The organism is Rhabdaerophilum sp. (assembly GCF_046092605.1).
Lineage (GTDB): Bacteria > Pseudomonadota > Alphaproteobacteria > Rhizobiales > Beijerinckiaceae > Rhabdaerophilum.
This window is the reverse complement of sequence record NZ_JBJTDY010000175.1, coordinates 1-26523: the sequence shown is the minus strand read 5'-3', so window position 1 is coordinate 26523 and position 26523 is coordinate 1. Positions and strand designations below refer to the sequence as shown.

27 protein-coding genes are annotated in these 26523 nt (G+C 65.5%); 13 read left to right on the top strand and 14 right to left on the bottom strand.

What is annotated here, in order from left to right:
* Positions 1–210 precede the first annotated feature (210 nt).
* Together ACKODO_RS13580 and ACKODO_RS13575 are read right to left on the bottom strand one after the other, a co-directional pair.
* A complete protein-coding gene (locus ACKODO_RS13580) occupies positions 211–972 on the bottom strand; it encodes a glycerophosphodiester phosphodiesterase family protein (RefSeq protein WP_408983972.1) in 762 nt (253 codons plus the stop codon).
* Positions 972–1442, bottom strand: a complete 471-nt coding sequence (locus ACKODO_RS13575) for a RidA family protein (RefSeq protein WP_408983971.1) — start codon at positions 1440–1442, stop codon at positions 972–974. The genes ACKODO_RS13580 and ACKODO_RS13575 overlap by 1 nt, the downstream gene beginning before the upstream one ends.
* 160 nt (positions 1443–1602) lie before the next feature.
* On the opposite strand from ACKODO_RS13575, the gene ACKODO_RS13570 reads away from it, so the two are divergent.
* Entirely contained in the window at positions 1603–2496 is an 894-nt protein-coding gene (locus ACKODO_RS13570; protein WP_408983970.1) for an EipB family protein, read from the top strand.
* A 4-nt stretch (positions 2497–2500) separates the two neighbouring features.
* Here ACKODO_RS13570 and ACKODO_RS13565 read toward each other — a convergent pair whose 3' ends face one another.
* Positions 2501–2770 carry a DUF3572 domain-containing protein gene (locus tag ACKODO_RS13565; protein ID WP_408983969.1) on the bottom strand — a complete coding sequence of 90 codons (270 nt, stop codon included), beginning with the start codon at positions 2768–2770 and terminating at the stop codon, positions 2501–2503.
* A 176-nt stretch (positions 2771–2946) separates the two neighbouring features.
* Between ACKODO_RS13565 and ACKODO_RS13560 the strand changes: the two genes are divergently transcribed.
* Positions 2947–3312 (top strand): response regulator, encoded by a 366-nt coding sequence (locus ACKODO_RS13560; protein ID WP_408983968.1) that lies wholly within the window; start codon positions 2947–2949, stop codon positions 3310–3312.
* Between the two features lie 6 nt (positions 3313–3318).
* Positions 3319–4689: a PleD family two-component system response regulator gene (locus ACKODO_RS13555; RefSeq protein WP_408983967.1), complete on the top strand. Its 1371-nt coding sequence runs from the start codon at positions 3319–3321 to the stop codon at positions 4687–4689.
* 326 nt (positions 4690–5015) lie between these two features.
* Here the strand turns inward: ACKODO_RS13555 and rpmG are convergent, their stop codons facing one another.
* Both rpmG and ACKODO_RS13545 read right to left on the bottom strand, forming a co-directional pair.
* Entirely contained in the window at positions 5016–5183 is a 168-nt protein-coding gene (rpmG, locus tag ACKODO_RS13550; RefSeq protein WP_408983966.1) for a 50S ribosomal protein L33, read from the bottom strand.
* 140 nt (positions 5184–5323) lie between these two features.
* Positions 5324–6514: an MFS transporter gene (locus ACKODO_RS13545; protein WP_408983965.1), complete on the bottom strand. Its 1191-nt coding sequence runs from the start codon at positions 6512–6514 to the stop codon at positions 5324–5326.
* Here ACKODO_RS13545 and ACKODO_RS13540 point away from each other — a divergent pair.
* Positions 6513–7103, top strand: a complete 591-nt coding sequence (locus ACKODO_RS13540) for a hypothetical protein (RefSeq protein WP_408983964.1) — start codon at positions 6513–6515, stop codon at positions 7101–7103. The genes ACKODO_RS13545 and ACKODO_RS13540 overlap by 2 nt on opposite strands.
* 156 nt (positions 7104–7259) lie before the next feature.
* On the opposite strand, the gene ACKODO_RS13535 is transcribed toward ACKODO_RS13540, so the two are convergent.
* The 6 genes from ACKODO_RS13535 to topA all read right to left on the bottom strand — a co-directional run bounded on the left by ACKODO_RS13535 (position 7260) and on the right by topA (position 14684).
* Positions 7260–8009, bottom strand: coding sequence for an NUDIX hydrolase (locus ACKODO_RS13535; protein ID WP_408983963.1), 750 nt, complete (start codon positions 8007–8009; stop codon positions 7260–7262).
* A 5-nt stretch (positions 8010–8014) separates the two neighbouring features.
* Complete coding sequence (locus ACKODO_RS13530) at positions 8015–8449, bottom strand: DUF983 domain-containing protein (protein ID WP_408983962.1); 435 nt, start codon at positions 8447–8449, stop codon at positions 8015–8017.
* Complete coding sequence (rnr, locus tag ACKODO_RS13525) at positions 8449–10785, bottom strand: ribonuclease R (RefSeq protein ID WP_408983961.1); 2337 nt, start codon at positions 10783–10785, stop codon at positions 8449–8451. Before rnr ends, ACKODO_RS13530 begins: the two co-directional genes overlap by 1 nt.
* 58 nt (positions 10786–10843) lie before the next feature.
* On the bottom strand, positions 10844–11566 hold the full coding sequence (locus ACKODO_RS13520) for an LrgB family protein (RefSeq protein WP_408983960.1): 723 nt from the start codon (positions 11564–11566) through the stop codon (positions 10844–10846).
* On the bottom strand, positions 11566–11910 hold the full coding sequence (locus tag ACKODO_RS13515) for a CidA/LrgA family protein (RefSeq protein WP_408983959.1): 345 nt from the start codon (positions 11908–11910) through the stop codon (positions 11566–11568). The genes ACKODO_RS13520 and ACKODO_RS13515 overlap by 1 nt, the downstream gene beginning before the upstream one ends.
* 140 nt (positions 11911–12050) lie before the next feature.
* Complete coding sequence (gene topA, locus ACKODO_RS13510; protein ID WP_408983958.1) at positions 12051–14684, bottom strand: type I DNA topoisomerase; 2634 nt, start codon at positions 14682–14684, stop codon at positions 12051–12053.
* 177 nt (positions 14685–14861) lie between these two features.
* On the opposite strand from topA, the gene ACKODO_RS13505 reads away from it, so the two are divergent.
* From ACKODO_RS13505 to dprA, 5 genes are read left to right on the top strand one after another with little or no spacing between them, the layout of a single operon-like run.
* Complete coding sequence (locus ACKODO_RS13505; protein ID WP_408983957.1) at positions 14862–15809, top strand: aspartate carbamoyltransferase catalytic subunit; 948 nt, start codon at positions 14862–14864, stop codon at positions 15807–15809.
* 9 nt (positions 15810–15818) lie between these two features.
* Positions 15819–16370 (top strand): hypothetical protein, encoded by a 552-nt coding sequence (locus ACKODO_RS13500; protein WP_408983956.1) that lies wholly within the window; start codon positions 15819–15821, stop codon positions 16368–16370.
* Between the two features lie 18 nt (positions 16371–16388).
* On the top strand, positions 16389–17675 hold the full coding sequence (locus tag ACKODO_RS13495; protein WP_408983955.1) for a dihydroorotase: 1287 nt from the start codon (positions 16389–16391) through the stop codon (positions 17673–17675).
* A 37-nt stretch (positions 17676–17712) separates the two neighbouring features.
* Positions 17713–18312, top strand: a complete 600-nt coding sequence (gene plsY, locus ACKODO_RS13490) for a glycerol-3-phosphate 1-O-acyltransferase PlsY (protein WP_408983973.1) — start codon at positions 17713–17715, stop codon at positions 18310–18312.
* Positions 18313–18330: 18 nt separating this feature from the next.
* A complete protein-coding gene (gene dprA / locus ACKODO_RS13485; protein WP_408983954.1) occupies positions 18331–19497 on the top strand; it encodes a DNA-processing protein DprA in 1167 nt (388 codons plus the stop codon).
* Here dprA and ACKODO_RS13480 read toward each other — a convergent pair.
* The gene (locus ACKODO_RS13480) at positions 19487–20398 is read right to left on the bottom strand and encodes an AEC family transporter (RefSeq protein ID WP_408983953.1); all 912 of its coding nucleotides are present in this window, start codon (positions 20396–20398) and stop codon (positions 19487–19489) included. The genes dprA and ACKODO_RS13480 overlap by 11 nt on opposite strands.
* Before the next feature lie 148 nt (positions 20399–20546).
* Between ACKODO_RS13480 and ACKODO_RS13475 the strand changes: the two genes are divergently transcribed.
* Complete coding sequence (locus ACKODO_RS13475; RefSeq protein ID WP_408983952.1) at positions 20547–20711, top strand: hypothetical protein; 165 nt, start codon at positions 20547–20549, stop codon at positions 20709–20711.
* Between the two features lie 28 nt (positions 20712–20739).
* Here the strand turns inward: ACKODO_RS13475 and ruvX are convergent, their stop codons facing one another.
* Positions 20740–21219 (bottom strand): Holliday junction resolvase RuvX, encoded by a 480-nt coding sequence (ruvX, locus tag ACKODO_RS13470; protein WP_408983951.1) that lies wholly within the window; start codon positions 21217–21219, stop codon positions 20740–20742.
* Positions 21220–21336: 117 nt separating this feature from the next.
* Between ruvX and ACKODO_RS13465 the strand changes: the two genes are divergently transcribed.
* From ACKODO_RS13465 to gatA, 3 genes are all read left to right on the top strand, one after another.
* Positions 21337–22092 (top strand): metal-dependent hydrolase, encoded by a 756-nt coding sequence (locus ACKODO_RS13465; protein WP_408983950.1) that lies wholly within the window; start codon positions 21337–21339, stop codon positions 22090–22092.
* A 107-nt stretch (positions 22093–22199) separates the two neighbouring features.
* Positions 22200–22487 carry an Asp-tRNA(Asn)/Glu-tRNA(Gln) amidotransferase subunit GatC gene (gatC, locus tag ACKODO_RS13460; RefSeq protein WP_408983949.1) on the top strand — a complete coding sequence of 96 codons (288 nt, stop codon included), beginning with the start codon at positions 22200–22202 and terminating at the stop codon, positions 22485–22487.
* A gap of 130 nt (positions 22488–22617) precedes the next feature.
* A complete protein-coding gene (gene gatA, locus ACKODO_RS13455; RefSeq protein WP_408983948.1) occupies positions 22618–24132 on the top strand; it encodes an Asp-tRNA(Asn)/Glu-tRNA(Gln) amidotransferase subunit GatA in 1515 nt (504 codons plus the stop codon).
* 119 nt (positions 24133–24251) lie between these two features.
* Here the strand turns inward: gatA and ACKODO_RS13450 are convergent.
* On the bottom strand, positions 24252–26523 hold a 2272-nt coding region (locus ACKODO_RS13450; RefSeq protein WP_408983947.1), incomplete at its 5' end, for an Rne/Rng family ribonuclease.

The following is a 26523-nucleotide window of genomic DNA, read 5'->3' as shown; positions in this document are numbered from 1 at the left end:
CGGCGGAAGAGGCCGCGCGCGCCAGACCGCATATCGACCGTGAGGCGAGGTGATGTCATTTTCGCGAAACTAGAGCATCCGCCCGCCAAGTGGATACCGGTTGGCGGAAAAAGCGGATGCGAAAACAAGAAGAGTGAGCGCCAGATCTGATTCAATCAGATCGGTTTGCGCTCTAGCGCCTGCGGCGCGCGGGGGACAGGGGCCAGCCTGTCATGGCGGCTGGAAACCCTCGAAGACGATCTGGTCGATATGCGGTCTGGCGCGCGCGGCCTCTTCCGCCGAGCGGATCGTCCAGCCCATCACCGGCAGCCCAAGCTGGCTGCGGCAGAGATAGGGCGCGGCGGAGGGCAGGTCCTGATGCTTCCAGGAGAGGAAATCCGGCCGCGTTTCGCCAAAATGCAGGAGATTGCCGAGGGCGTGCTTCTGCTCGGCGGAAAGGCCCGCATAATCCGGGTATTCATAGGCGTTCATGGCGACAATGCCGAGCGGCCGCGCCACGCCCGCCGCGCGCAGGGCCCTGATCATCGCGGGGTCGAAGCTCTTCAGCGCCAGCGGGCCGGAATAGGCCTTCACGAGGGCGGCGATGCGCGTGCAGATCGCGGTGTTGCCGTCGAAGCGGCTCTTGACCTCCACCACCAGCGCCTGCTGCCCCTCGACCTGCATCAGGAGCTCCGCGAGCGATTGGATGCGATCCCCCCCCGCCTTGAAACTCACATGGCGGATCTGGTTCGCCGTCATCTGGTCCACGCGGCCGCTGGAGGTCGTCAGCCGGTCGAGCGTGAAATCATGGAACACCATCGCCTCGCCATCGGCGGATATCTGCAGGTCGCATTCCATGCCGAAACCGGCATGAAGCGCGGCCGCGAAGGCGGAGCGCGTATTCTCGATCACGCCTGCCGCCGCATCATGCAGGCCGCGATGGGCGATGGCACGCGCGAAAACCGCCTCAAGCTGGGGCGAAGCGAAGGCCATCAAGCCACCTCGAACAGCGCATCGACCTCGACGCAGACATCGCCGGGCAGCACCGGCACCCCGATGGTGGTGCGCGCATGCTTGCCGGCATCACCGAGAGCACCGACCATGAGATCGGACGCGCCATTCATCACCAGGGCCTGCTGGGTGAAATCCGGCATGGAGGCAATGAAGCCACCAAGACGCAGGCAAGCCACGATCCGGTCGAGATCGCCGAGCGCGGCCTTGGCCTGGGCCAGCAGGTTCACGGCGCAGAAGCGCGCGGCCTCGCGGCCATCCTCCACGGAAACCGAAGCGCCAAGCTTGCCCTTGTGCCTGTCGGCAATCTTGCCATCGGGCCCGATGCAAAGCTGGCCCGCCACGATCAGCAGGTTGCCGGAGCGGCGGAAAGGCACATAATTCGCCACAGGGGCGGCGGGGCTGGGCAACATCACGCCGAGATCGCTGAGCCGCGCTTCGATGGCAGACATGGTGTTCTCCTTGCGTCCGGTATTGGTCTTGCCCAGAAAGGCTGACACGTATTCTTGATCCGGCGATGCACGATTCTCAAGCCACTCGCCGCAAATTGGCCATGCGGATCATGGATCGGAGACGGCCAGGGTTCGGGCAAGGCAAGCAGGGAAAAGACGAATGGGCATGGTGCGGTCGATGGTGGCGGGAAAAATCTCTGTGCGGCTGGCTGCCGCCTTGTTCGCTTCGGCCTCGTTTCTCGCGCCGGAATTCTCTCCGGCCATGGCACAGGCGCCGTCCGTGGCCGATCCCGCGCGCGTGGTGCTCCAGCCGCATCGCATCGTCTATCAGGTGCAGCTCGGTCCGAAGGGAGGCTCGCAGGGCATAACCGGCGCCAGCGGGCTGATGGCGATCGAGTTTTCCGGCAATGCCTGCGAGGGCTATGCCACAAATTACCGGCAGGTCGTGGACCTTCTGGATTCCGATGGCAGCGCGCGCCGCATGGATTTCCGCGTGAACCTGTTCGAGGACGCGGATAATCGTCGCTTCACCTTCTCCATGCTCAATCGCATGCAGGGGCAAGTGCTCCGTGATGCCGACGGCGAAGCCCGACGCCGCGCCGATGGCTCGCTGTCGGTGGCGATGCGCAAGCCGCCGGGCCGGAAGACTGACTTCGACGGCGATGTGATGTTTCCCTCGGCGATGTCGATCGCGATCATCGCCGCCGCGCAAAAGGGCGAGCGCACTTTCAAGAATCGCGTCTTCGATGGGTCGGAGGGCGGCGAGAAGGTCTTCGAGGTGAATGCCACCATCGGCCCGCCGCTCGAGGGCGATCGCAACAACCGGGTGGAGGAGGTTCTGCGCATGCCCGAACTCGCCTCCCTGCGCCGCTGGCCGGTCTCGATGGCTTATTTCAACGACGAGCCGGGGGATCGTGTGCCGGTTTACACCTTGCGTTCGGTCGTTTTCGCAAATGGCGTGATGGGCGATCTCGTGTTCGATTTCCCGGAATTCTCGCTGACGGGGCGTGCCATGAAATACGAGGCGCTGAAGGCCGACCCTTGCGCGCGTTGAGCCTTCAGCGCCGATGGCGTTCGGCTGTGGCGACGACCGTCTCGGGCGCGACCTGTGCATTGGCCGCGAAGGCCAGCAGCAGGCTCTCATCCGCCACGAGATAATCCAGAACGGAAGCGAGAAAGCGCGGTTCGGCTGCGGCCCGCCGCAAGGTTGTTGGCGAAAGGCCCGTCAGATCAAGAAAGCGCGACAGCCGTTCCGGCTCCTCCGCCAGGAAGGAAAGCGCCGAGATCGCGAGCATTTCCGGATCAGCGGTCGGGGGGCGAGGGGGCATGCGATTGCTCCGTGCGAAGGAGTTAGGAATTGTTCAACCATGCTGTTAACGAAGTGCCCCGGCGGGGTCGCGAGATCAATCGCTTACCGATTGGTTCACCCCTTTTGGTTTAGAACTCTATGAGGGACCGGAGTGGGCCCCTCCATGGCGCGCTTCCAACAGGATGGACCGAATCGATGCCGAAGACCGTTCTGATTGTTGAGGACAATGACCTCAACATGAAGCTCTTCAACGATCTTCTGGAAGCGCATGGCTATGCGACTCTGAAAACTCGCCTTGGTCTGGAAGGTCTTGAACTGGCCCGTAACCATCATCCCGATCTCATTCTGATGGATATCCAGCTTCCGGAAGTATCCGGTATGGATGTCATCAAGCTCCTGAAGGAAGACGACGACCTGAGGACCATTCCGGTCATCGCCATCACGGCCTTTGCGATGAAAGGGGACGAGGAGCGCATCCGCGGATCTGGCTGCGAGGGGTATCTCTCGAAGCCAATCTCCGTCGTAAAATTCGTTGAAACCGTCCGGAACTTCATCGGCTGACCTCCCATGACCGCTCGCATTCTCATCGTCGATGATGTCTTCGCCAATATCCGGCTTCTCGAGGCGCGTCTCACCGCCGAGTATTTCACCGTTGTGACGGCCATGAACGGCCCGCAGGCGCTCGATATCTGCGAGCGCGGCGAATGCGATATGGTTCTGCTTGATGTGATGATGCCTGCCATGGATGGCTTCGAGGTCTGCCAGCGCCTGAAATCCGCGCCGGCCACTGCCCATCTGCCGGTGGTGATGGTGACGGCGCTCGACAGCCCCGCGGATCGACTGCGTGGCCTGCAGGCTGGTGCCGATGACTTCCTCACCAAGCCCATCAACGAGATCGCGCTGCTCACCCGCGTGCGCAGCCTCGTGCGGCTGAAGCACCTGACGGATGAACTGCGCGCACGCGCGGCGAACTCGCAGACGCTGGGCCTTCCCGACCCGCTCGCGATCGCCGCTGCAGAGGATGGACGGAACGGCCGCATCCTCATTGTCGAGGATCGCGCCAACGCGGCCGACCGGATGAAGGTGGCGCTCGCCCAGCACCATGTGGTGGATTGCGTCGATGCACCGGGCGATCTCGTCGCCCGCCTTCCGGGGGATGGCCGCGATTGCCTCGTGCTGAGCCTCGGCCTTCAGAATGTCGACCCCCTGCGCATCGTCTCGCAGATGCGCTCCAACGACAAGCTGCGCAACCTGCCGATTCTCGTTCTGGCCGAGACAACCGATGATGCCCGCGTGATGCGCGCCCTCGACATGGGCGTCAACGACTATCTCATCCGCCCGATCGACCGGAACGAGCTTGTCGCCCGCATCTCGACGCAGGTGCGCAAGAAGCGCTACCAGGAACGCCTGCGCGAGAACCTGCAGGCCTCGATGGAACTGGCGATCATCGATCCGCTGACCAAGCTTCACAATCGCCGCTTTTTCCATACCCATCTCGCGAGCCTGATGAACGACACGCTCGTGCGCGGCGCGGCGATCTCGCTGCTCGTCATCGACATCGATCACTTCAAGCGCATCAACGACCAGCATGGCCACGATTCGGGCGACGAGGTTCTGCGCGAATGCGCCGAGCGCCTGCGCAAGGTGGTGCGCGGCATCGATGTCGTCGCCCGCTTCGGCGGCGAGGAATTCGTGATCGTGATGCCGGATACCGAGGCCTTTGCCGCCAGTTGCGTGGCCGAGCGCATCCGCCTCAACATCGAGAAGACACCCTTCCCCGTGCAGAACGGCGGCAAGTCGCTCGACCTCACCGTATCGATCGGCGTGGCGACAGCCGGGGAGGGCTTCGACAGCCCGGACCGCCTCTTCAAGATGGCCGATGATGCGCTCTACGAGGCCAAGCGTTCCGGGCGCAACCAGGTGAAGCTCGCAGCCTGAAGCTCGCAGCCTGACGCCCGCGCCCTTGCCAAGCGGCACGGGCGGGCTAGGATCATGATCTTGATAAACGGAACGGTGCGATTCGGTCTCTGGCCTTTTCGCCCGTCCGGTCCCGCGAGGGTTGCTCAGGTCCGCCGCATCTCCTGGGTCCTTACGGGTTGGGCCGGCTTGCTGCGACGGGGAAGGTTGCCTCCTCGACCGTTCTGGCGCCGGCCCTTTTCTTGTCTTGAATCAACCTCTCGAAATGCTCGCGCAAGGACCTGAAAAGACAACAAAAAAGGCGCCCGAGCGCGCCTTTGTCGTTCCACTTTGCGAAGGAAGCGAGATCACTTGATCTTGGCTTCCTTGAACTCCACATGCTTCTTCGCGACCGGATCATACTTCTTGAAAGAGAGCTTCTCGGTCGCGGTGCGCGCGTTCTTCTTCGTCACGTAGAAATAGCCGGTATCGGCCGTCGAGACGAGCTTGATCTTGATGGTGGCGGCCTTGGCCATGATCTCACCTCTGGAACGGTCAACCCGACTGGAGCCAGCGCGGATCGCCTGAAAAACGAAGGACCGGGCGGAGAGCGCCCGGCAAACAGGAGGATCTCTTCGCCAAACGGGGGGCGGAAGTCAAGCGCAAAAGCGCGTCGTCATCCGCGCGCAGGCCCGGCCCGCAGGCGGCTGGCGACGACGAAGCCGTAAAGCGCGAGCACCATCGCCACCGTCACCGGCACGCCCCAGGTGCCCGCCACATCGATACCCGCCCCCAGCAGCGGCGGCCCGGCCATTTGCCCGACGGAATAGAGCATCACGAAGGCCGCGTTGGCCGAGACGAGATCGGCCTGCGCGAAGCGGCTCGACAGATGCGCGAGCCCCACGGTGTAGAGCGCGCCCACAAGGCCGCCGAGCAGCATCAGCAGCCCGGCATGGGGCCAGAAGGCCGAGCCGGTCAGCGGCAGGCAGCACGCGATGACGGTCGCGGACAGGGCGATGCCCAGCAGGATCTTCCGGCGGTCGAGCCGGTCCGCCAGCCAACCCATGGGCATCTGGAACAGAACGTTGCCGATGGCGAAGGCGGAAACCAGCATGGCGGCGGAGTCTTCCGGCCATCCCATCCGCAAGCCATGGATGGAGAGCTGCGTGAAGGCGCCGATCTCGATCGCGCCCACGGTGAGGGCGGCGAGCGTTGCCGCCGGGGCAAGCCGCACGAAGCTCAGGACCGAAGCGCGCGGCGAGCCATGCACGGTCGCGGCACTCGGGCCGATGAGCTTCAGGGGCATGAGGCCGGTGAGAATCAGAACAGCCGTCGCGGCATAGGGCAACATGCCCTGCGTGCCGGTCACGGTCAGCATCAGCGGGCCGATCGCGAAGCCCAAGGCCAGCGCGGTCGCATAGGCCCCCATGATGAAGCCGCGTCGCAGCGGGTTGGCTGCCGCGCTGATCCAGTATTCGGAGAGCACGAAAAGGGTGCCGATCGCCGCGCCGAGCATGAAGCGGAACGCCGCCCAGACCCAGAGATTGGGCAGGGCCCAGAAGGCGAAATGCAGCCCGGCCGCGAGCAGCAGCATGGTTGCCACGAGCCATTTCACGCCGAAGCGCGCGGCGAGGCGCGGCACGAAGGGCACGAACAGGAGGTTGCCAACGCCGGCCAGCGTGGCCGTGAGCCCGGCAATGGCGGAGGGCGTGCCCCAGCGCTCCATTTCCAGCGCGAGCAGCGGCCCGGACACGCTGAGTGAAACCCCGACCAGCGTCACGATCGCGACAGCGGAGAGGATCACGCGGAGGCGTTCGGTGGCATTCAGGTCCGTTTGCGGGGCAGGCTGGCTGGCGGGTTCGGTCATGCTAGTGTTCTCGCACGATTCGAATGACAGAAAGGCGCAAGCTTTGCGCATTCTCGCGGTTCTTCTGGCTCTGCTGTCCGGCATGCTCATCGCCTTTGCGCAGGGCGCCGGCTTCAACCTGTTCGGCAACCGCGATTTCGAGATGGATGGAGTGCAGGACGAGGGCGGCAAGATGATGCGCATGCGCTATCTCGCCGAGCGGCGCATCCTGCGCATCGAGGCGCTCGACGGTTCCGGGCAGGTCATGCTGCGGGACCTCGCGAAGGGCGATGTGCTCATCCTCGTGCAGGAAGGGCGGCAGGGTATCTATGGCAGCCGGGGGCGACCGATCATCGGGATGGCCATCGTTCCGGGCGAGGCCATGCGCGAGGTGGCCGGCGAAACCTGTCGCGAAGCCCGGGTGAACGGTGCGAACGTCTGCCTCTCGAATGATGGCATTCCGCTCGTGATGGAGGAGGGTGGCGCCCCGTTCCGCGCGATCCGCCTGCTGCGGCAGGCGCAGAACCCCGCGCTCTTCACGGTGCCGAAGGATGCGAAGATCCAGCCCATGCCGGGCTCGAAGGCGCCGGAGCCGGGTGTTCCATTCTAAAGCATTTTCAAGCGAAGTGGGCACCGGTTCGCGTGAAGAAAATGCGAAAAAAGAAAGAGATGATGAATCCGATCTCATGCGGTCAGATCGGAAAATGTTCTGAAATCATGTCGGGCGAGTGGAATCCGGCCCGCGCCAGGTTCATGCGAACCGAATTCAGATCAGGTTTCGCTCCATGCGGCCGCGGCGTTCGCAATAGAAAGGAATCGCGGGTTCGGTTCCCGTGGCGCGGGCCTCGATCCAGCCCTGCAATTCGCCGAGCATCACGCGGGTAATGACCGGCAGCGGCAGGTCCTTCGTATCGTCGAGCGTGAGCCAGGCAAGTTCGGTCAATTCGCTGTCGGGCGTTACGATATCCGGAACCTGGAGGGCGATCGCAGTGGATTCCACGACGAAAAAGCGCGTATCGAACCTTTTGGGGCGGCGCGGCGGCGTAATGGCGCGGGCGACATAGGCGAGGGCCGAGAGATCGGGCAGGTGGCCCGTTGCCGTGAATTCGCCCCATGGGCCGGCGAGTTGCGGAGCATCGCCGGCCTTGCGGCCGATCACGATGCCGGTTTCCTCGAAAGTCTCGCGGATGGCCGCGAGCGCAAGGCGCTTCATGCGCGAGGGGTTCGCGCCAGGGCTCGCGAGCATCAGCCGCTGGATTGTTGCCTCGTCCAGCATTCCCGCCACCGGCACATGCGCATCGCCCGTTTCCGAGCGCCCGCCGGGGAAAACGAACACATCGGGCATGAAGCGGTGGTTCTTGTGGCGCCGTCCCATGAGCAGCCGCGGCTCGCGACCCGTGCGATCGAGGATGATCAGCGTCGCGGCATCCACCGGCCGGCCGGATTTCCCGGCATGGCGGCGGGCCTCACGATTGAGAAGCTCCAGGCATTCAGACGGTGTCGGCAGGCCGGTCACGGCGGTCAGCTCTTCGCAGGCATGTCGTGGATGTCGCCGGCGGGATCGAAGCCATGCAGGCGCAAGGCCCATTGATAGGCGATGGTCGCGCCCTTCACAGGCTGGATCAGAGCCATGGTGAGAGCGGCCGTCAGCGAAAGCCAGATGACCATGTGCATCCAGTCGGGCCAGTTCGTGCTGCGCTCGAACACCAGGAACAAGGGCACGATGACATGCCCGACGATCATGATCGTGATGTAGGGCGGAAGATCATCGGCGCGATGGCCCGAGAATTCCGCGCCGCACTTTTCGCATTCCGGCTTCACCTTCAGGAACTTGCCGAAGAGCTTGCCCTCGCCGCAAGCGGGACAACGACAACGGAAACCGCGACCGATCGCCTGTTTCCAGTCGCGCGGGGCCTCGCTCGGGGTGGCGTTTGCTCGGTCGTTCCAGTTGCTCATCACTCTTCCTCGAAGCGGAAATCACCGCCGCCGCGCGGTTCGTCGCGCCCTGGGCGTTCATCCCGGCGCGTATTGCGGCGGGCTTGCCGCCGCTCGCGCGGATCATCGCGTGGGCGGAGGCGCGAACGGCCGCGACTCACCTTCGCATAGCGCCCCTCGCTCAGCATTTCAAAGCGCAGCGCCCCCGCAAATGGGAGGGCCTCGACAAGCCGCACCTTCACCGCGTCGCCGAGGCGGAAACTCTCGCCCGTCCGCTGACCGACGAGCGCGTGGGCAGCCTCGTCATGGATGAATCGCTCCTCCCCGAGTGTGGAAATCGGAACGAGGCCATCGGCCCCCGTGCGATCCAGCCGAATGAATAATCCGGCGCGTGTAACCCCTGTCACGCGGCCGGAGAAGCTCGCGCCGACCTGCTCGGCCAGGAACTGCGCGATGAGCCGATCCGCCGTCTCGCGCTCTGCCGCCATGGCGCGGCGCTCGCAGGCCGAGATGTCCTCGCCGAGCTTCTTCATCGCATCCGGCAGGGTGTCCGGCAGGCCATCATCGCCGAAGGCATGCGCGCGGATCAGCCCGCGATGCACGATGAGATCGGAATAGCGGCGGATGGGCGAGGTGAAATGCGCGTAGCGGCGCAGGTTCAGCCCGAAATGCCCGATATTCTCCGGCGCATATTCTGCCTGCGCCTGGCTGCGTAGAATGATCTCGTTGGTCAGAACCTCGTTCGGGCTCTCCTTCACCCGCGCGAGAATACGGTTGAAAAGGGTCGGCCGCACCGCGCCCTGCTTCGGCAGGGTGATGCCCACGGTATCGAGAAAGTCGCGCAAGACCTGCATCTTCTCGAGGCTCGGCGCATCATGCACGCGGTAGAGCAGGGGAATGCGCGCCTTCTCCAGCGTGTCCGCCGCGCAGACATTCGCGAGGATCATGAATTCCTCGATCAGCCGATGTGCGTCGAGACGCTCGGGAATGATCACATCCGTCACGAGGCCCTGTTGGTCCAGCACCAGCTTGCGCTCGGGCAGGTCGAGATCGAGCGGCTCGCGGGCGTCGCTCGCGGCCTTGAGCACGGCATAGGCACCGTAAAGCGGCTTCAGCACGAGTTCGAGCAGCGGGCCGGTTGTGTCATCCGGCTGGCCGTCGATGGCCGATTGCGCCTGCGGATAGGCGATCTTCGCGGCAGAACGCATGAGCACGCGGTGGAAGGAATGGGCGCGGCGCATGCCATGCCTGTCCACCACCACCCGCAGGCCCATGGCCGCGCGGTTCACGCCGGGCTTCAGCGAACAGAGGTTGTTCGAAATGCGCTCCGGCAGCATCGGCACGACGCGATCCGGGAAATAGACCGAATTGCCGCGCAACCGCGCCTCGCGATCGAGCACCGAGCCGGGCCGGACATAGGCCGCAACATCGGCGATCGCGATATGGAGGATGTAGCCGCCGGGATTTTCGGGGTCTGGATCGGCCTCGGCATGCACCGCGTCGTCATGGTCCTTCGCATCCGCCGGATCGATGGTGATGAGCGGAATGGCGCGCCAATCCTCGCGTCCCTCAAGCGTGGGCTCTTGCGCGCCCTCGGCTTCCTTCAGCGCCGCTTCGGAGAAGACATAGGGGATTTCATGGTTATGGATGGCGATGAGGCTCACCGCCCGCTCGCTCTTCAGCGATCCGAGCCGCTCGCGGATCTTGCCACCGGAGAGGCCGGCGCCGGGACGGTCATGGATGTCGACCGTGACGAGATCGCCATCCTCGGCCTGATGGTCAGTCATGGGGATGCGGACCTCGCGGCCCTGGCCCTTGCGATCCACCGGAACGACGCGCCCCGTGCCATCCGCCGCGGTGCGGAAGACCCCGAGCATGCGCTTTGCGGGCCGCGAGAGCATCTTGAGGATGCGGCCCTCGTAAGGAGGGCCATCCTCCTCGTTCGTGGGCTCGATCTTCATCAGCGCGCGGTCGCCGGGGCCGGGCGGGGGCGGGGCATCGCGCCCGCCGCGCTTCGGGAGGATGACGACGATGCGGGGTGCTTCACCGCGCGCCTCGTTCCAGTCCACGGGGATTGCGAGCAATTCCCCATCAGAATCGTGGCCGATCACCTCGCCGATGAGGACCGGGCCGAGCTGGCCCTGCGCGATGAGGCGGCGCTGGCGCTTTTCCAGCAGGCCCTCGGCCTGCATGTCCTTCAGCATCCGTTTCAGCGTCACGCGTTCGGAGGCGTTGAGGTGGAAATGCCGCGCGATCTCGTTCTTGCCGGCGCGATCGGGCGCATTCGCGAGAAAGGCGAGGATATCCTCGCGCGAGGGCAGCGCATGCGCCTGGCTGGTCTTGGGTCGGCGGGTCATCGGCACTCTTGTGACATGAGGCTTGAGACGCGCAAAGCCTGAAAAACGCCTCGCCGGATCAGAGCAGCATGAGCAGGAGCGGCGCGAGCAAGGCCGTCACCAGGCCGTTGAGCCCCATGGCGAGGGCGGCATGGGCGCCGGCCTTCTCGTTTACCTGCAAGGCCCGCGCCGTGCCGATTCCATGCGCTGCGAGGCCTGCCGCGAAGCCGCGCGCGGCGTAATCCCGGACGCGGATCAGGTTCATCAGCGGCGTGATGAGGATCGCCCCGAGAATGCCGGTGGCGATGACTAATACGGCCGTGAGCGGTGGCGTGCCGCCCAATTGCTCGGAAATGCCCATGGCGATCGCCGCCGTGACGCTTTTCGGCGCGATGGAGGCGACCGTTCCGGCGGAAAGCCCCAAGGCCTTCGCAAGTTCCGCCGCGCTGATCACGCCCATGCCCGCGCCGATCACCATCGCGCCGAGGATCGCCCGCCATTGCCGCCGGATCAGCGCCCGATGGCGGATGATCGGCAGCGCGAGCGCCACGGTCGCGGGGCCGAGCAGCACATGAACGAAGCGCGCGCCTTCGAAATAGCGGGCATGCGGCGTGCCCGTGAGAAGCAGCACGCCCCCGACGATCATCACCGCGATCAGCACCGGGTTCGCGACCGGATGCCGCCCCGTCGCCTGCGAGATGCGATCGCCCACGAGATAGGCCAGCACCGTGAGCACGAGGAAGAAAAGCGGCTGCTCGGCAAGGTAGATCCAGAACTGGGAGGGGTCGGAGAGGTTCCGCATCACTCGTCCTCCGGCTTCGCGAGCGCCCGGAAGACCAGGGCCGTGACGATCATCGTCAGCGCCGTCGAGACGACGAGCACCACGATGAGGCGCATGCCCTCGGCCAGCAGGCGATCACCGAACGCGATCAGCCCCACGCCGGCCGGCACGAAGAGGAGCGAAAGGTGTTTCAGCAGGGCCTCACCCGCCTGCTCGATGCGTTCCGGGATGCCGCCGCGCCAGAGCGCATAAGCGGCGAGCAGGCCGAGGCCGATCACCGGGCCGGGAACAGGAACCCGCGTGAGCCCGGCAATGACCTCGCCGGCGAGTTGCAGGACGATGAGCGCGGCAAAACCTTCGAGCATGACGAATCCCCCTCGGGCAAAGGGTAGCCGGGTGGGATGGCCTGCGCCAATGTCCTGCCCGGACCTGTTCCGGCCATCCACGTCCTTATCGGCGGGGAAGTCGGGAATGCCCGGGCCAGGCCCGGGCATGACGACAGGCCTCAGCCCTTCTTCGCCTTGGCCGGAGCCTTTTTCGCAGCCGGTTTCTTCGCCGGCGCTTTCCTGGCCGGAGCCTTGCCGCGCGCGGGCTTCGCGCCGCCCGTCGCCTCGATGCGCGCGGCGATGAGGCCGAGCGCGCCTTCGAGGGTCAGCTCGTCCTTGTTCGCGCCCTTGGGGATGGTCGCGTTCACCGAACCCCACTTCACGTAAGCGCCATATCGCCCATCAAGCAGGGTGATGTCGCCGCCATCCGGATGCGCGCCCAGAACCTTGCCGGCCGGTGCGCCGCCGCTCGCGGCCCGGCCGAAGCGCTTGGCGCCGCCCGCTTCCTTCGTGGCGATGAGGTCGATCGCGCGGTTCATGCCCACCGTGAAGACATCATCCGCGGCATCCAGATTGGCATAGGTCTTCCCGCGCTGCACGTAAGGACCGTATTTGCCGATGCCCGCGAGGATGGGATCGCCGGTCGTTGGGTCCTTGCCCACCTCGCGCGGCAGGGAAAGCAGCGCCAGCGCCTGTTCCAGCGTGAGGGATTTCAGCGTCATGCCCTTGGCGAGCGAGGCGCGCTTCGGCTTCTCGCCCTCGCCGAGCTGGATGAAGGGCCCGAAGCGGCCTTCGCGCGCCGTGACTTCAAGGCCCGTCTCCGGGTCCTGCCCGAGGACGCGGTTGCCGTTGTCATCCGTGCCTTCGGCGCTGCCCTCCTCGCCGCCCGCCATGGAGAAGGGGCGGGTGAAGCGGCATTCCGGATAGTTCGAGCAGCCGATGAAGGGCCCGAGCTTGCCGAGCTTCAGGGAAAGCTGGCCCGAACCGCATTTCGGGCAGGCCCGCGGATTGGTGCCATCGCCCTTGTCGCGGAAGATCGCCGGGCCGAGATGGTCATTGAGGCCGTCGAGCACTTCCGTCGTGCGGCGCTCCCTGGCACTCTCGATCGCGGCCTTGAAATCCTTCCAGAATTGGCGGAGCACCTCGCGCCAATCGACCTCGGCATTGGAGATGCGGTCAAGATCGTTCTCGAGATCGGCGGTGAACCCGAATTCGACATAGCGCGCGAAGAAGCTTTCGAGGAAAGCCGTGACGATGCGGCCCTTGTCCTCGGGAAGGAGACGCTTCTTGTCGATCTTGACGTATTCGCGGTCGCGCAGGGTTGCGAGCGTCGCGGCATAGGTGGAGGGGCGGCCGATGCCCAGCTCTTCCATCCGCTTGATGAGCGTGGCTTCCGTGAATCGCGGCGGCGGCTCGGTGAAATGCTGGGTCGCGGCGATGGCCTTTTTCGAAACCGCATCCCCCACCTTCATGGCCGGCAAGCGCTTCGAATCCTCATCCTCGGCGTCTTCGTCGGTTTCCTGATAGAGCGCGAGAAAACCATCGAACAGCACGACCTGGCCGGTCGCGCGCAGGTCGAGCTTGCGGGTGCCGGCTTCGGCGAGAATGTCGACCGTGGTGCGTTCGAGGCGGGCGCTCTCCATCTGGCATGCGAGCGTGCGTTTCCAGATGAGTTCGTAGAGCCTGTATTCGTCGCCCGAGAGATAGGCCTTCATGGCCGCCGGAACGCGGAAGATATCCGTGGGGCGGATGGCCTCGTGGGCTTCCTGCGCGTTCTTCGCCTTGGTGGAATAGGCGCGCGGAACGCCGGGCAGGTATTCCGCCTCGAATTCCCGGCCGATGAAGCGGCGCAAGGCGGCCACCGCCTCCGGGGCCATGTCGACGCCGTCGGTGCGCATATAGGTGATGAGGCCGGTCGTCTCGCCGCCGATCTCCACCCCCTCATAGAGTTTCTGCGCAAGACGCATGGTGATGGCCGGCGCGAAGCCGAGCTTGCGCGAGGCTTCCATCTGCAGCGTCGAAGTGGTGAAGGGCGGATAGGGATGGCGCTTCGCGGGCTTGGCTTCCACGGATTGAACCGTGAAGCGCGCCGCATCGAGCGCCGCCTTGAAGGCCTCGGCCTCGGCCTTCGTGCCGACATCGAGCCGGGTGATCTTCCTGCCATCCGCGCCGACAAGCCGCGCCTCGAAGGCCTCGCCCCTGGCGGTGAGAAGCGTCGCCACCAGCGACCAGTATTCCCGCGTGATGAAGCGCTCGATCTCCTCCTCGCGATCGCAGACGAGGCGCAAGGCGACCGATTGCACGCGGCCTGCCGAACGCGCGCCCGGCAATTTCCGCCAGAGCACGGGCGAAAGCTGGAAGCCCACGAGGTAATCCAGCGCGCGTCGCGCCAGATAGGCATCGACCAGCGCCTGGTCGATCTCGCGCGGGTTCGCCATGGCATGGGCCACGGCATCCTTGGTGATGGCGTTGAAGGTCACGCGCTCCACCGGCTTGCCCTTGAGCACGCGGCGCGATTTCAGCGCTTCGAGAATGTGCCACGAGATGGCCTCTCCCTCGCGATCCGGGTCGGTCGCGAGAATGAGGCTGTCCGCATCCTTCACGGCGGCGGCGATGGCGGAGATCTGCTTTGAACCGCGGCCATCCAGCTCCCAGAGCATGGCGAAATCCGCATCGGGATCGACCGAGCCATCCTTGGGCGGCAGGTCGCGCACATGGCCATACGAGGCGATCACCTCGTAGCCGCGTCCCAGATATTTGTGGATCGTCTTGGCCTTGGCCGGCGATTCAACGACGACGACTTTATGTTCCATCACGCCCCATCCGATCGGCCCGGAGACATGGAGAGACGCGGGGGGTTTGTCAAATGGCCTTCACGCAGCACGGAGCGGAAAAGGCGCCATTCCGGCGCCGGACATGCATTTCTCCGGGGGATAGCCCGCCCGCTCCCTTGCCCTTCGCCATCGCGTGGCCTAACGCCTCGAATTGCGATGTCCAACAGCTCGATTTTTGCCTTTCCCCATCCCCATCTGCTCGGGATCGAGGGCCTGACGCGCCCCGATATCGAGGGCCTTCTCGCCTTGGCGGAGGTGGAGACCACGCTGAACCGGCAGGTCGAGAAGAAGAAGTCCAGCTTGCGCGGCCGGACGATGATCAACCTCTTCTTTGAAAACTCCACCCGCACGCAGGCGAGCTTCGAACTCGCGGGCAAACGCCTCGGCGCCGATGTGATGAACATGTCGGTTGCGAATTCGAGCGTGAAGAAGGGCGAGACGCTGATCGACACCGCCATCACGTTGAACGCGATGCGGCCCGATCTCATCGTGGTCCGCCACCATGCGGCCGGCGCGGTGCATCGTCTCGCCCGCAAGGTCGATTGCGCGGTGATCAATGCCGGCGACGGCGCGCATGAGCACCCGACGCAGGCCCTGCTCGACGCGCTGACCATTCGCCGCAACAAGGGCCGGATCGAGGGCCTGACGGTGGTGATCTGCGGGGATATCGCGCATAGCCGCGTCGCGCGCTCCAACATCATCTGCCTGCAGGCACTCGGGGCGCGGGTGCGCGTCTGCGGTCCCGTCACTTTGCTGCCCAAGGGCATCGAGCGCTACGGCGTCGCGGTCTTCACCGACATGAAGAAGGCGCTTGACGGCGCGGATATCGTGATGATGCTGCGCCTGCAGCGCGAGCGGATGAACGGCGCCTTCGTGCCCTCGATGCAGGAATATTTCCACTATTACGGCCTCGACCGCGAGAAGCTGGCGCTCGCGAAGCCCGATGCGCTCGTGATGCATCCCGGCCCGATGAACCGCGGCGTCGAGATCGCCTCGGATGTCGCGGATGGCGCGCAGAGCCTCATTCGCGAGCAGGTGGAAATGGGTGTCGCCGTGCGCATGGCCGTGCTGGAGGCGCTGGCCCGGAGATTGCCGAATGGGTGAGGCGACGCGATGATCGAGGGCTTCCTGGGCGATGTCCTTCTGGCGATCCTCCAGCAGCCGCTCGCGCGGTGGAGCCTCGCACTCGGCATCACCTTCTGGGTGTGGATGGTTGCGGATGAGGAGGCCCGGCTTCGCAAGCTCTATCTTGCCGGGCCGTTCGTTCTGGCCGGCCTGATCGAGGTCTACGACAGCCTGTTCTTCGGTCGCAACAGCGGCGGCGGCACCAGCGGCTGGCTGCCGATCTACCTTCAGGCCATGGAGGGGGTGCGCATTTTCGTGGGTTTCCTCGGCCTTGCCGCTTTGGCGCTCGCGGCCTTTACAGGCTTCAGGCGTGGGCTTGGCTTCTGCCTCGGCCTTGGCGTTCTTCTTGCGGCCTATCTCGCCGACCAGATGGGCGGCGGGCGCGGCAACTTCTTCTCGCTCCGGGTGCTGGGCAACACGCTGCTGATGCTGCAGCCGGTGCTGGCCCTTCTGCTAATCGCCTATGGCCTGGGCGCCACGTTCCGTTCCGTGCGCGAGTTGCGGCGCTTCCGCAGCCGCCGTGTGCGCGATGACGAGTGACCCTGTGATGAATTCCCCATGACCGATACCGTCCTCAACCATGCGCGCATCGTCGATCCCGTCGCAGGGACAGAGCATCTCGGCGCGGTGCTGATCCGCGACGGGCTCATCGCGGAGATCGCGGCGAAGCCTTATCCCGCCGGCGAGTTCGATTCCGGCGTGATCGATCTCAAGGGCGCGGTGGTCGCTCCGGGGCTTGTGGATCTGCGCGCCTTCATCGGCGAACCGGGCGAGGAGCATCGCGAGACCTTCCGTTCCGCTTCCGAAGCGGCGGCGGCGGGTGGCGTTACCACCATCGTGATGCAGCCCAACACTTCGCCCGCCATCGACGAACCGGCCGTGGTGGATTTCGTGCTGCGCCGCGCGCGCGATACCGGCCTCGTGCGCATTCATCCCGCCGCCGCGCTCACCAAGGGCCTCGCCGGCAAGGAAATGACCGAATTCGGCCTCCTGAAGGCCGCCGGCGCCGTCGCGGTGACCGATGGCGACCGCCCCGTGAAGAACGCGCAGGTGATGCGCCGCGCGCTGGCCTATGCCGCGATGGTCGGCATGCCGGTGATCCACCACGTAGAAGACCCCGATCTCGTCGGGGAGGGCTGCGCCAACGAGGGCGAGTTCGCCACGCGCCTCGGCCTGCCGGGCGTGCCGCATGCCGCCGAGACCATCATGCTCGAGCGCGACATGCGCCTCGTGAAGCTCACCGGCGCGCGCTACCATGCCGGCCTCGTCTCCTGCCGCGAGAGCCTCGAGGTGCTGCGTCGCGCGAAGGAGGAGGGTCTGCCGGTCACGGCCGGCGTCTCCATCAACCACCTGACGCTCAACGAGAGCGATATTGGCAGCTACCGCACCTTCCTGAAGCTGTCGCCCCCCCTGCGCCACGAGGACGAGCGGCTCGCATTGGTGGAGGCCGTGGCCAGCGGGCTCATCGATGTGATCGTCTCCGATCACAACCCGCAGGATGTCGAGCAGAAGCGCCTGCCTTTCGCGGAAGCCGCACCCGGCGCCATCGGCCTCGAGACGATGCTCGCGGCGGGGATGAGGCTGGTCGAGGCGGGGCAGATCACCTTGCCCCGCCTGATTGCGGCCATGTCGACCGGGCCGGCCGATATTCTCGGCCTTTCCGCGGGGCGCCTCGGCCAGGGCCGGGCGGCGGATCTTTTCGTGCTTGATCCCGATGAGCCGTGGGTTGTGGATGCTGCCGCCCTGCATTCGCGCTCCAAGAACACCCCGTTCGATGAGGCGCGGATGAGCGGCCGGGTGAAACTCACGATGGTTGCGGGCAGGTTCGTCCACTCCTATCGTTGAGGCAGGCGGGCAGGGGGAGCACGACGTGTCACCGGAAATGATTTCAAGCCTTTTCGGGCTGGGCTTCGGCTATTTCTGCGGCTCCATCCCCTTCGGCCTGCTGCTCACGCGGTTCGCGGGCACCGAGGATATCCGCACCATCGGCTCGAAGAATATCGGCGCGACCAATGTGCTGCGCACGGGCCGCAAGGACCTTGCCGCCGCGACCCTGCTGCTCGATGCGCTGAAGGGCGCGGTGGCGGTCTGGATCGCGATGCGCTGGGGCGACGCGCCAGCCATGCTCGCCGGTTTTGGCGCTTTTCTCGGCCATTGCTACCCGGTCTGGCTCAAGTTCCAGGGCGGCAAGGGCGTTGCGACCTGGTTTGGCGTCCTTCTCGCGTTCAGCCCGTGGATCTTCCTTGCTGCCGGCGCGATCTGGCTCGCGATGGCCTTGCTCAAGCGCTATTCCTCGCTCTCTTCGCTCACATCCTCGGCGGCGATCGCGCTGTTCGAGGTGGGCAGCGGCTTCGTCACGGGGCGCTGGTCCATGGGCATTCTCGTGATTGTCGCGATGACGGCCTTGCTCTGGTTCAAGCATCGGCCCAACATCGAGCGTCTTCTCGCCGGCACAGAAGGGAAGATCGGCCAGAAGGGCTGAAGCCAGAAAGGCTTGATCATGGTCCGCCTCTCGGATCGCCAGCGTTTTGACTGGCTGCGGCTTGCCCGCACCGAAGGCGTGGGGCCGCTCACCTTCCGCTCGCTCATCAACCGTTTCGGCGGTGCCGGTGCCGCGCTCGAGGCCCTGCCGGGGCTCTCGGCCAGGGCGAAGCGACCGCTCCTGACGCCGACCGAGCGTGAGATCGAGGCGGAACTGCGCCAGGCCGACCTCCTTGGCGCGCGCCTGATCGGTTATGGCGAGGTGGATTATCCCGCCCTCCTGCGCGAGATCGACGCACCACCGCCGGTGATCGCGCTGCGGGGTTCGCTCGCCTGCCTCGAGAAGCCGACCCTCGGGATCGTGGGATCGCGCAATGCTTCCGCCCTCGGCCGGAAGATTGCCGGGCGTTTCGCGGCGGATCTCGCGGCCGCGGGCTACACCATCGTTTCCGGCCTTGCACGCGGGATCGATGCCGAGGCGCATCGCGCGAGCCTCGCGACCGGCACCATAGCGGTGCTGGCGGGCGGGCTTGACCGTCCCTATCCGCCCGAGCATGTCGATCTCCTGGAGGAGATCGTCGAGACTGGCCTCGTCATTTCCGAGCGGCCCTTCGGGCTCGCCCCGCGCGGCCGCGATTTTCCGCGTCGGAACCGCGTGATTTCCGGCCTCTCGCGCGGGATCATCGTGGTGGAAGCGGCGCGGCGTTCGGGGTCGCTGATCACCGCGCGCTTCGCGAACGAGCAGGGGCGCGAGGTCTTCGCCGTGCCTGGCTCCCCCTTCGATCCGCGCGCGGAAGGACCGAATGATCTGATCCGCGACGGGGCGATGCTGGTTGCGAATGCCCGCGACGTGATTGCGGCTCTGACACCACGCGATGGGCTGCCATCGCGCCTTCCAGGCGTTTTCTCCGAACCGGTCGAGGATGATGAAGGCCTGTTCGAGGAATGGGCCGAGGACGCGGATGCCGCTGGCGAGGATTCCGATGCGAGCTTCGGGCAGGCACTGGCAGCGCCGGAGCACCGGCGCAAGGCACTGCTCGGGGCTCTTTCCGCCAGCCCCATCGAGATCGACGCGCTGATCCGTCAGCTTGGCATCTCTCTTGCGGAGTTGCAGGGCCTGCTCTTCGAGCTGGAGCTGGAGGGGCTTCTCCAGCGCCATCCCGGCAATCGGGTCTCTAGAGCCTGAAGATCACGAACAGGGCCGGCAGCGTCAGGAAACTCACGAGGGTTTGCGCCGTCAGGATCGCGGCCATCAGGGGCGCATCCCCGCCCATCTGCCGCGCGAGCACGTAGCTTGCGCTGGCGGTCGGCACGGCGAGGCAGATGACCACGATCGCGACCGCAGGGCCGGCAAGTCCAAGCGCCAGCGCCGCGAGCCCGCCAATGGCCGGGAGCAGGGTGAGCCGCAGGCCCACGCCCAGCATCAGCGCGAGGTTGGGCCGGCGCAAATCCTCAAGCCGGAGACCAGCCCCGACCAGCAGCAAGCCCAGCCCCAATGCGCCACTGCCCACCATGTCGAGCGCGGACATCATCGCCTGCGGCAGGACAAGACCCGTCAGATTGAGCGTGAGCCCTATCGTGATGCCCAAGATGAAGGGGTTGGTCGCAAGGCCCCTGAGAAGCGAGCCCCCCTGGCCGCTGCCATAGCGGCGCAAGACCCAGACCGACTGGACATTCAGCACCGGGATGAGCACGGCCATTGCCACCGCCGTAAGGGTGACGCCCACCTCGCCGTAGAGGTTGCCGGCCATGGCCAGCGCCACGAAGGCATTCCAGCGCAAGGAGCCCTGGAAGATCGAGGTGAAGGCCGGGCCATGGATCTGGAAGCGGGTTTCGATCGGCTTCCGGATCAGGAGCAGCAGGGTCGCCATGGTGAGGTTGGCCGCGAGCAGGGCCATCGCGATCGAACCGACCGGCACCGACGAGAGTTTCGCCTTGGCCAGCGTTTCGATCAGCAAGGCGGGCACGAGAAGATAATAGGAGATCTTCTCGCCGCCGCTCCAGATGGTCGGATCGGGCAACAGCAGGCGGCGCCCGACATGACCCGCGACGATGACCAGGAAAAGGGCCATGAGAGCGCTGATCATCGGCGGACCATCCGGCCGGGATTCCGGCCAGCTTCAGCTGGGACGATATTGACGATTGACCAAGCTGCGATTTCAGCGAACCGGGTGGAAGAGGGATGGCGCGAAGGTCGGAAGCGGCGTTGCCGATCTTGCGAAGACGAATTTCATGATGAACGATACCCGCCCTGGGCTCAAGGGCCTTGGCCCCGGACTTGCGATTCTGCCGTCCGCGGACGTCACGCCAGGGGGCGGTTCCTCCACCGCTCGCCGGCGGGCCGGGGCTCTCATCGGTCGCAACCGCGTGGGCGCGGCGGCGGGCGGACTTGCCTCGTGAATGCGCCGGATCGCGAAACGCCCTGCATCTACATTCCCTGCCGAGACTTCAGGCGGTCCAGAGCGGTCTGGAGGATCACCTCGGCCGCAGCCGAATCGATCAGCTCCTTGCGTTGGCGGCCGGCAACCCCGGCCGCCTGAAGCGTTTCATGGGCGGCTTCGGTGGAGAGGCGCTCATCCTCGAACACGACGGGAATGGCCGTCAGGCCCGCGAGGTGCCTTGCGAAAGCGCGCGTGGCCTGCGCGCGGGGACCCATCGTTCCATCCATGTTCAGCGGCAGGCCGAGAACGATGGCCGCGACGCTGTAATGCGTGGCGATCTTCCGGATTTCCGCAGCGTCTACCGTGAATTTCCCGCGCTTCAAGGTCTTCAGGCCCGAGGCCCATTGCCGCTCGGCATCGGAGACCGCGATCCCGATCGTCTTCGTGCCGAGATCAAGTGCCATCACACGATCATGGCGCGCGAAGAGGATGCCGGCGGTATCGAGTGCGGGAAGGGGCAAGGCCATGCGCTTCTCATCGCGCGGAAAGGTCGAAACGTCCAGCTTGGCCTTCGGGCCTGCCGGCATTACGTTCAGGAACGCCAAGTCAGAAAAGACAGCCCGCAACGCCTGGAGGATATTCTCATGAAGATCACGTGGTTTGGACATTCCGCCTTCGGCCTCGAAAGCGCGGGGCGCAAGGTGCTGGTCGATCCGTTTCTCTCCGGCAATCCGGTCTTCGAAGGCGAGGGCAAGGGCACTCTCTCCGAAAAGATGGCAGCCGCGCTCGCGGGCGTGACGGATGTCGTGATCACCCACGGCCATATGGACCATATCGGCGATACCCTCGCGATTGCCGAGAAGACCGGCGCGACCGTCTTCTGCAACTGGGATCTCGGGCAATGGCTCGCGGACAAATGGGAAAAGCACAAGACGGGCAAGGCCCTGAACCTCGAACTGATGAATGCCGGGGGGCGCGTCGAGCATAATGGCGTGTCGATCCGCCTCGTGCGCGCCGACCATTCCTCGGGCGTGTTCGAGAACGGCGTGTTCCAGACATTGGGTTCGGCCAATGGCGCGATCATCTCCATTCCCGGCGCGCCGGTCATCTACCACATGGGCGATACCGATATCTTCGCGGATATGGGGCTGATCGCCGAGCTGCACCAGCCGGATATCGTCATCGCGCCGATCGGTGACCGCTTCACCATGGGCGCGGCGACGGCGGCACTTGCCGTGCGCCGGTTCTTCCCCAGGGCGAAGGGCGTCATCCCCTGCCATTTCCGCACCTTCGGCGCGCTCACCGGCACGCTGGAGGAATTCAGGCGCGAGCTTGGCCCGATGGCGGCGAACCTGCTCCATCTTGCGCCGCACGAGACGATCACCTTCCCGATCGGCTGAGCTGAAAATCAGCGGAAGCGCGGGCGAAACGGTTGTTTCCCCGCGCATGTCGCTCTATGAGCCGAGGCTGTTCCGGTTCCCCTTCCTGCTCCTGCCACGGGTTGCCCATGTCCGTTGATGCCGCCACCATCCGCCGCATCGCGCGCCTCGCGCGCATTGCCCTGCCCGAAGCCGATGTTCCGGCCATGCAGGACGAAATCAACGCCATTCTCGGTTTCGTGGAGCAACTGGGTGAGGTGAATGTCGAGGGTGTGGAACCCATGACCTCCGTCACCCCCATGGCGCTCAAGATGCGCGAGGATGTGGTGACGGCCGGTGGCGAGGCGGACCGCGTGACAAGGAATGCCCCGCAGAGCGAGGATCATTACTTCCTCGTGCCGAAAGTGGTCGAGTAGCCGTCATGGTGAGGAGAGCGAGAGCCCGACGCGGCAATCCACCCGATTTTCTGGATTGCTTCGGCGCTTCGCTTCTCGCAATGACGACCAGCCGCTCCCGAATGCTCCTGTTTTCCGATCCGAGCCACCGATGACCGATCTCACCGCCCTGACCCTCGATGAAGCCCGTGAAGGTCTCGCCTCGGGTGCCTTCACCTCTGTCGAACTCACTGCGGCGCATCTTGAGGCGATGGAAGCCGCCCGCGCGCTCAACGCCTATGTGCTCGAGACGCCCGAGCAGGCGCTTGCCATGGCGAGGGCCTCGGATGAGCGCCGCAGGAGCGGGAAGGCGGGCCGGCTCGAGGGCATTCCGCTGGGCATCAAGGATCTCTACGCCACCGAAGGCGTGCGCACGACCGCCTGCTCGAAGATCCTCGGCAATTTCGTGCCGCCCTACGAATCAACCGTGACGAAGCAGCTCTGGCGCGATGGCGCCGTGATGCTGGGCAAGTTGAACAACGACGAATTCGCCATGGGTTCCTCGAACGAAACCTCCGCCTTCGGTCCCGTGGTGAACCCGATTCCGCCGGCGAACTGGTCGGAGGAGCAGGCGCGCACCGCACTCGCCGGCGACAAGCAGGGACTGTTGGTGCCGGGCGGCTCCTCGGGTGGCTCCTCGGCGGCGGTGGCGGCGCATCTCTGCCTCGGCGCGACCGCGACCGATACCGGCGGCTCCATCCGCCAGCCCGCGGCCTTCACCGGCACGGTTGGAATCAAGCCGACCTATGGCCGCTGCTCGCGATGGGGCATCGTCGCCTTCGCCTCCTCGCTGGATCAGGCCGGACCCATCGCGAAGACCGTGAAGGATTGCGCGGCCTTGATGACCGCCATGGCCGGCCATGATCCGATGGATTCGACCTCCGTTGACATGCCCGTGCCGGATTACGAGGCGGCAATAGGCCGCTCCGTCAAGGGGCTGACCATCGGCATTCCGCGCGAATATCGCATCGAGGGCATGCCGGAGGAAATCGAGGCGCTCTGGAAGAAGGGCGCGGAAATGCTGAAGGCCGCGGGCGCGAACATCGTCGATATCAGCCTGCCGCATACGAAATACGCTTTGCCCGCCTATTACATCGTGGCGCCGGCGGAGGCTTCCTCGAACCTCGCCCGCTACGATGGCGTGCGCTACGGCCTGCGCGTGCCGGGCAAGGACATCATCGACCTCTACGAGAAGACCCGCGCCGAAGGCTTCGGCCGCGAGGTGAAGCGCCGCATCATGATCGGCACCTATGTGCTCTCGGCCGGTTATTACGACGCCTATTACCTCCGCGCGCAGAAGATCCGCACGCTGATCAAGCGCGACTTCGAGGAGGTCTACGCGAAGGGCGTGCACGCCGTGCTGACGCCCGCGACGCCCTCGGCCGCTTTCGGCATCGGCGAGAAGGGCTCGGCCGATCCGGTCGAGATGTATCTGAACGACATCTTCACCGTCACCGTGAACATGGCCGGCCTGCCCGGCCTCGCGCTGCCGGGCGGCACGGATTCGAAGGGCCTGCCGCTGGGGCTCCAGCTCATCGGCCGCCCGTTCGACGAGGAGACGCTCTTCTCCCTCGGGCAGGTGATCGAGGATCAGGCCGGGCGCTTCACGGCCAAGCGCTGGTGGTGATGAGTCATCTCTGATTCTTCCGAAGAAGGCCCGGATCGCAGCGGGCCATTTTCTGTTACCCGCCCCCAAGGGCCCGGCGCCGGAACTCGGAATGTGATTCCGGCGCTTCAGATCCTGATTCAGCCGCCAAGCGCGGACTTGGCCTTCGCCCACCAGCCCGAACGCTTCGGGCGATTGGGATCGGGCACCTCTTCCGGCTCCGGTTCCGGCATGGGAGCGGGGGCCGGCGCGGCCTTCACCTCGGGCGCCGGCTGCGGTGCGGGCTCCACCTCGACCGGGGCGGGCGCCTCGACAGCCTCGGCTTTCTTCCGACCGCGCGGAGCACGGGCCGGCTTTACAGGCTTTTCCTCGGCAACCACCTCGACGGGTGCCACCTCGCCCGGGGCCTCGACGGCTTCCGCCTTCTTCGCACGGCCACGGCGCGGTTTCGCAGGCTTTTCCTCGGGCGCTGGTGCGGCCTCGACAACCGGCTCCGCGCTCACCGGCGTGCCAGATTCTGCAACGCCGGCTTCCGTCGCCCCGGCATTCTCGCCATCGGCAGCCGCCGGCATTTCGCGGCCCTCGCGATCGCGCCGGTTGCGACGCCCCCCGCGACGGCGGCGGCGGCGGCGCTTCTCCTCGGCTGAGCCTTCGCCCGCGCCGTTCTCCTCGCGCTCATCGGGTTCCTCCGAATCATCGGCGGGTTCATCCGTGGAAGCCTCCTGCGGCTGCGCCGGCGCGCCATTCTCGCGACCCTCTTCGCGGCCCCCACGACCACGCCGGCGACGCCGACGCCGGCGACGCTTGTCGCCATTGCCTTCACGCGCCTCGCCATCTTCGCGCTCTTCGTTCTGGGAAGCCTCGGTGGTTTCCTCCTCCTCGGCCTCTTCCTCGACGATGTCATCCATGTCGATGTCGTCGACATGGGTGGTGTTGCTGTTCGCGGCCACCGCTTCAGCCGCGATGCGGCGCGTGGCGGTCTCGCCACGCTCCAGCAGATAATGCTGGCCCGGCGGGAATTCGGTGCCGATCTCGACATGGATCGTCACGCCGAACCGGGCTTCGAGCGCCCGGATGGTCTCGCGCTTCTGGTTCAGCAGGTAGAGTGCTGCCTCCATGCGGGTGCGGATGGTGATGTCCTGGCTCGCATTGCGCACGAGCTGTTCTTCCACGGCGCGCAGCAGCGAGAGCGCAAGGCTTGGCGTGGAGCGGATGAGGCCGGTGCCGGCGCAATGCGGACAGGGCACGGACGAGCTTTCGAGCACACCCGTGCGGATGCGCTGGCGGCTCATTTCCATGAGGCCGAAATGCGAGATGCGGCCCACTTGAATGCGCGCGCGATCGTTCTTCAGGCAATCATTGAGCTTGCGCTCCACCGCCCGGTTGTTGCGCTTTTCCTCCATGTCGATGAAGTCGATGACGATCAGCCCTGCGAGGTCGCGCAGGCGAAGCTGGCGGGCCACCTCCTCGGCGGCTTCGAGGTTCGTCTTGAGCGCGGTATCCTCGATGTTGTGCTCGCGCGTGGAGCGGCCGGAATTCACGTCGATCGAAACAAGCGCTTCGGTCTGGTTGATGACGATGTAGCCGCCCGATTTCAGCGTCACGATGTTCGAGAACATCGAATCGAGCTGTTGTTCCACGCCATAGCGGGTGAAGAGCGGGATCTGGTCGCGATAGGGCTGCACGGCCTTGGCATGGCTCGGCATGAGCATGCGCATGAAGTCCTTGGCCTCGCGATAGCCCTCGTCACCGCTGACCAGGATCTCCTCGATATCCTTGGAATAGAGGTCGCGGATGGCGCGCTTGACGAGCGAGCCTTCCTCATAGACCAGCGCCGGGGCAGTGCTTTCGAGCGTCAGCGTGCGAACGCTCTCCCACATGCGCATGAGATATTCGAAATCACGCTTGATCTCGGTCTTGGTGCGCGAGGCGCCGGCCGTGCGCAGGATGACGCCCATGCCCTCGGGCACCTCGAGATCAGAGGCGAGATCCTTCAGGCGCTTGCGGTCGGCCGAGTTGGTGATCTTGCGCGAAATGCCGCCGCCGCGCGCCGTATTGGGCATCAGCACCGAATAGCGGCCGGCAAGACTGAGATAGGTGGTGAGCGCCGCGCCCTTGTTGCCGCGCTCCTCCTTCACGACCTGCACCAGCAGGATCTGCCGGCGGCGGATCACTTCCTGGATCTTGTAGGAGCGGCGATGGCGGGTCTGGCGGCGCTGCGGGACCTCTTCCATGGCGTCGCCGCCGCCGCCGAGTTGCTCGACGATCTCCTCGGGCTCACGGGAAGCAGATTCGTCCGCGCTCGACTCGTCGCCATCGGGCTCGCCCGCTTCGCCTTCGGCATCCTCGCCGGATGCCGAATGTTCATCGGAAGCGGCTTCCTCGCCATCCATCGGGGCGGAGGCGACTTCA

What these genes read in the sequence shown, in the direction of transcription:
- ACKODO_RS13580 (WP_408983972.1), bottom strand. Translation starts at nt 972, where the DNA reads ATGGCCTTCGCTTCGCCCCAGCTTGAGGCGGTTTTCGCGCGTGCCATC.
- ACKODO_RS13575 (WP_408983971.1), bottom strand. Translation starts at nt 1,442, where the DNA reads ATGTCTGCCATCGAAGCGCGGCTCAGCGATCTCGGCGTGATGTTGCCC.
- ACKODO_RS13570 (WP_408983970.1), top strand. Translation starts at nt 1,603, where the DNA reads ATGGGCATGGTGCGGTCGATGGTGGCGGGAAAAATCTCTGTGCGGCTG.
- ACKODO_RS13565 (WP_408983969.1), bottom strand. Translation starts at nt 2,770, where the DNA reads ATGCCCCCTCGCCCCCCGACCGCTGATCCGGAAATGCTCGCGATCTCG.
- ACKODO_RS13560 (WP_408983968.1), top strand. Translation starts at nt 2,947, where the DNA reads ATGCCGAAGACCGTTCTGATTGTTGAGGACAATGACCTCAACATGAAG.
- ACKODO_RS13555 (WP_408983967.1), top strand. Translation starts at nt 3,319, where the DNA reads ATGACCGCTCGCATTCTCATCGTCGATGATGTCTTCGCCAATATCCGG.
- rpmG (WP_408983966.1), bottom strand. Translation starts at nt 5,183, where the DNA reads ATGGCCAAGGCCGCCACCATCAAGATCAAGCTCGTCTCGACGGCCGAT.
- ACKODO_RS13540 (WP_408983964.1), top strand. Translation starts at nt 6,513, where the DNA reads ATGCTAGTGTTCTCGCACGATTCGAATGACAGAAAGGCGCAAGCTTTG.
- ACKODO_RS13545 (WP_408983965.1), bottom strand. Translation starts at nt 6,514, where the DNA reads ATGACCGAACCCGCCAGCCAGCCTGCCCCGCAAACGGACCTGAATGCC.
- ACKODO_RS13530 (WP_408983962.1), bottom strand. Translation starts at nt 8,449, where the DNA reads ATGAGCAACTGGAACGACCGAGCAAACGCCACCCCGAGCGAGGCCCCG.
- rnr (WP_408983961.1), bottom strand. Translation starts at nt 10,785, where the DNA reads ATGACCCGCCGACCCAAGACCAGCCAGGCGCATGCGCTGCCCTCGCGC.
- ACKODO_RS13520 (WP_408983960.1), bottom strand. Translation starts at nt 11,566, where the DNA reads ATGCGGAACCTCTCCGACCCCTCCCAGTTCTGGATCTACCTTGCCGAG.
- ACKODO_RS13515 (WP_408983959.1), bottom strand. Translation starts at nt 11,910, where the DNA reads ATGCTCGAAGGTTTTGCCGCGCTCATCGTCCTGCAACTCGCCGGCGAG.
- topA (WP_408983958.1), bottom strand. Translation starts at nt 14,684, where the DNA reads ATGGAACATAAAGTCGTCGTCGTTGAATCGCCGGCCAAGGCCAAGACG.
- ACKODO_RS13505 (WP_408983957.1), top strand. Translation starts at nt 14,862, where the DNA reads ATGTCCAACAGCTCGATTTTTGCCTTTCCCCATCCCCATCTGCTCGGG.
- ACKODO_RS13500 (WP_408983956.1), top strand. Translation starts at nt 15,819, where the DNA reads ATGATCGAGGGCTTCCTGGGCGATGTCCTTCTGGCGATCCTCCAGCAG.
- ACKODO_RS13495 (WP_408983955.1), top strand. Translation starts at nt 16,389, where the DNA reads ATGACCGATACCGTCCTCAACCATGCGCGCATCGTCGATCCCGTCGCA.
- plsY (WP_408983973.1), top strand. Translation starts at nt 17,713, where the DNA reads ATGATTTCAAGCCTTTTCGGGCTGGGCTTCGGCTATTTCTGCGGCTCC.
- dprA (WP_408983954.1), top strand. Translation starts at nt 18,331, where the DNA reads ATGGTCCGCCTCTCGGATCGCCAGCGTTTTGACTGGCTGCGGCTTGCC.
- ACKODO_RS13480 (WP_408983953.1), bottom strand. Translation starts at nt 20,398, where the DNA reads ATGATCAGCGCTCTCATGGCCCTTTTCCTGGTCATCGTCGCGGGTCAT.
- ACKODO_RS13475 (WP_408983952.1), top strand. Translation starts at nt 20,547, where the DNA reads ATGAACGATACCCGCCCTGGGCTCAAGGGCCTTGGCCCCGGACTTGCG.
- ruvX (WP_408983951.1), bottom strand. Translation starts at nt 21,219, where the DNA reads ATGGCCTTGCCCCTTCCCGCACTCGATACCGCCGGCATCCTCTTCGCG.
- ACKODO_RS13465 (WP_408983950.1), top strand. Translation starts at nt 21,337, where the DNA reads ATGAAGATCACGTGGTTTGGACATTCCGCCTTCGGCCTCGAAAGCGCG.
- gatC (WP_408983949.1), top strand. Translation starts at nt 22,200, where the DNA reads ATGTCCGTTGATGCCGCCACCATCCGCCGCATCGCGCGCCTCGCGCGC.
- gatA (WP_408983948.1), top strand. Translation starts at nt 22,618, where the DNA reads ATGACCGATCTCACCGCCCTGACCCTCGATGAAGCCCGTGAAGGTCTC.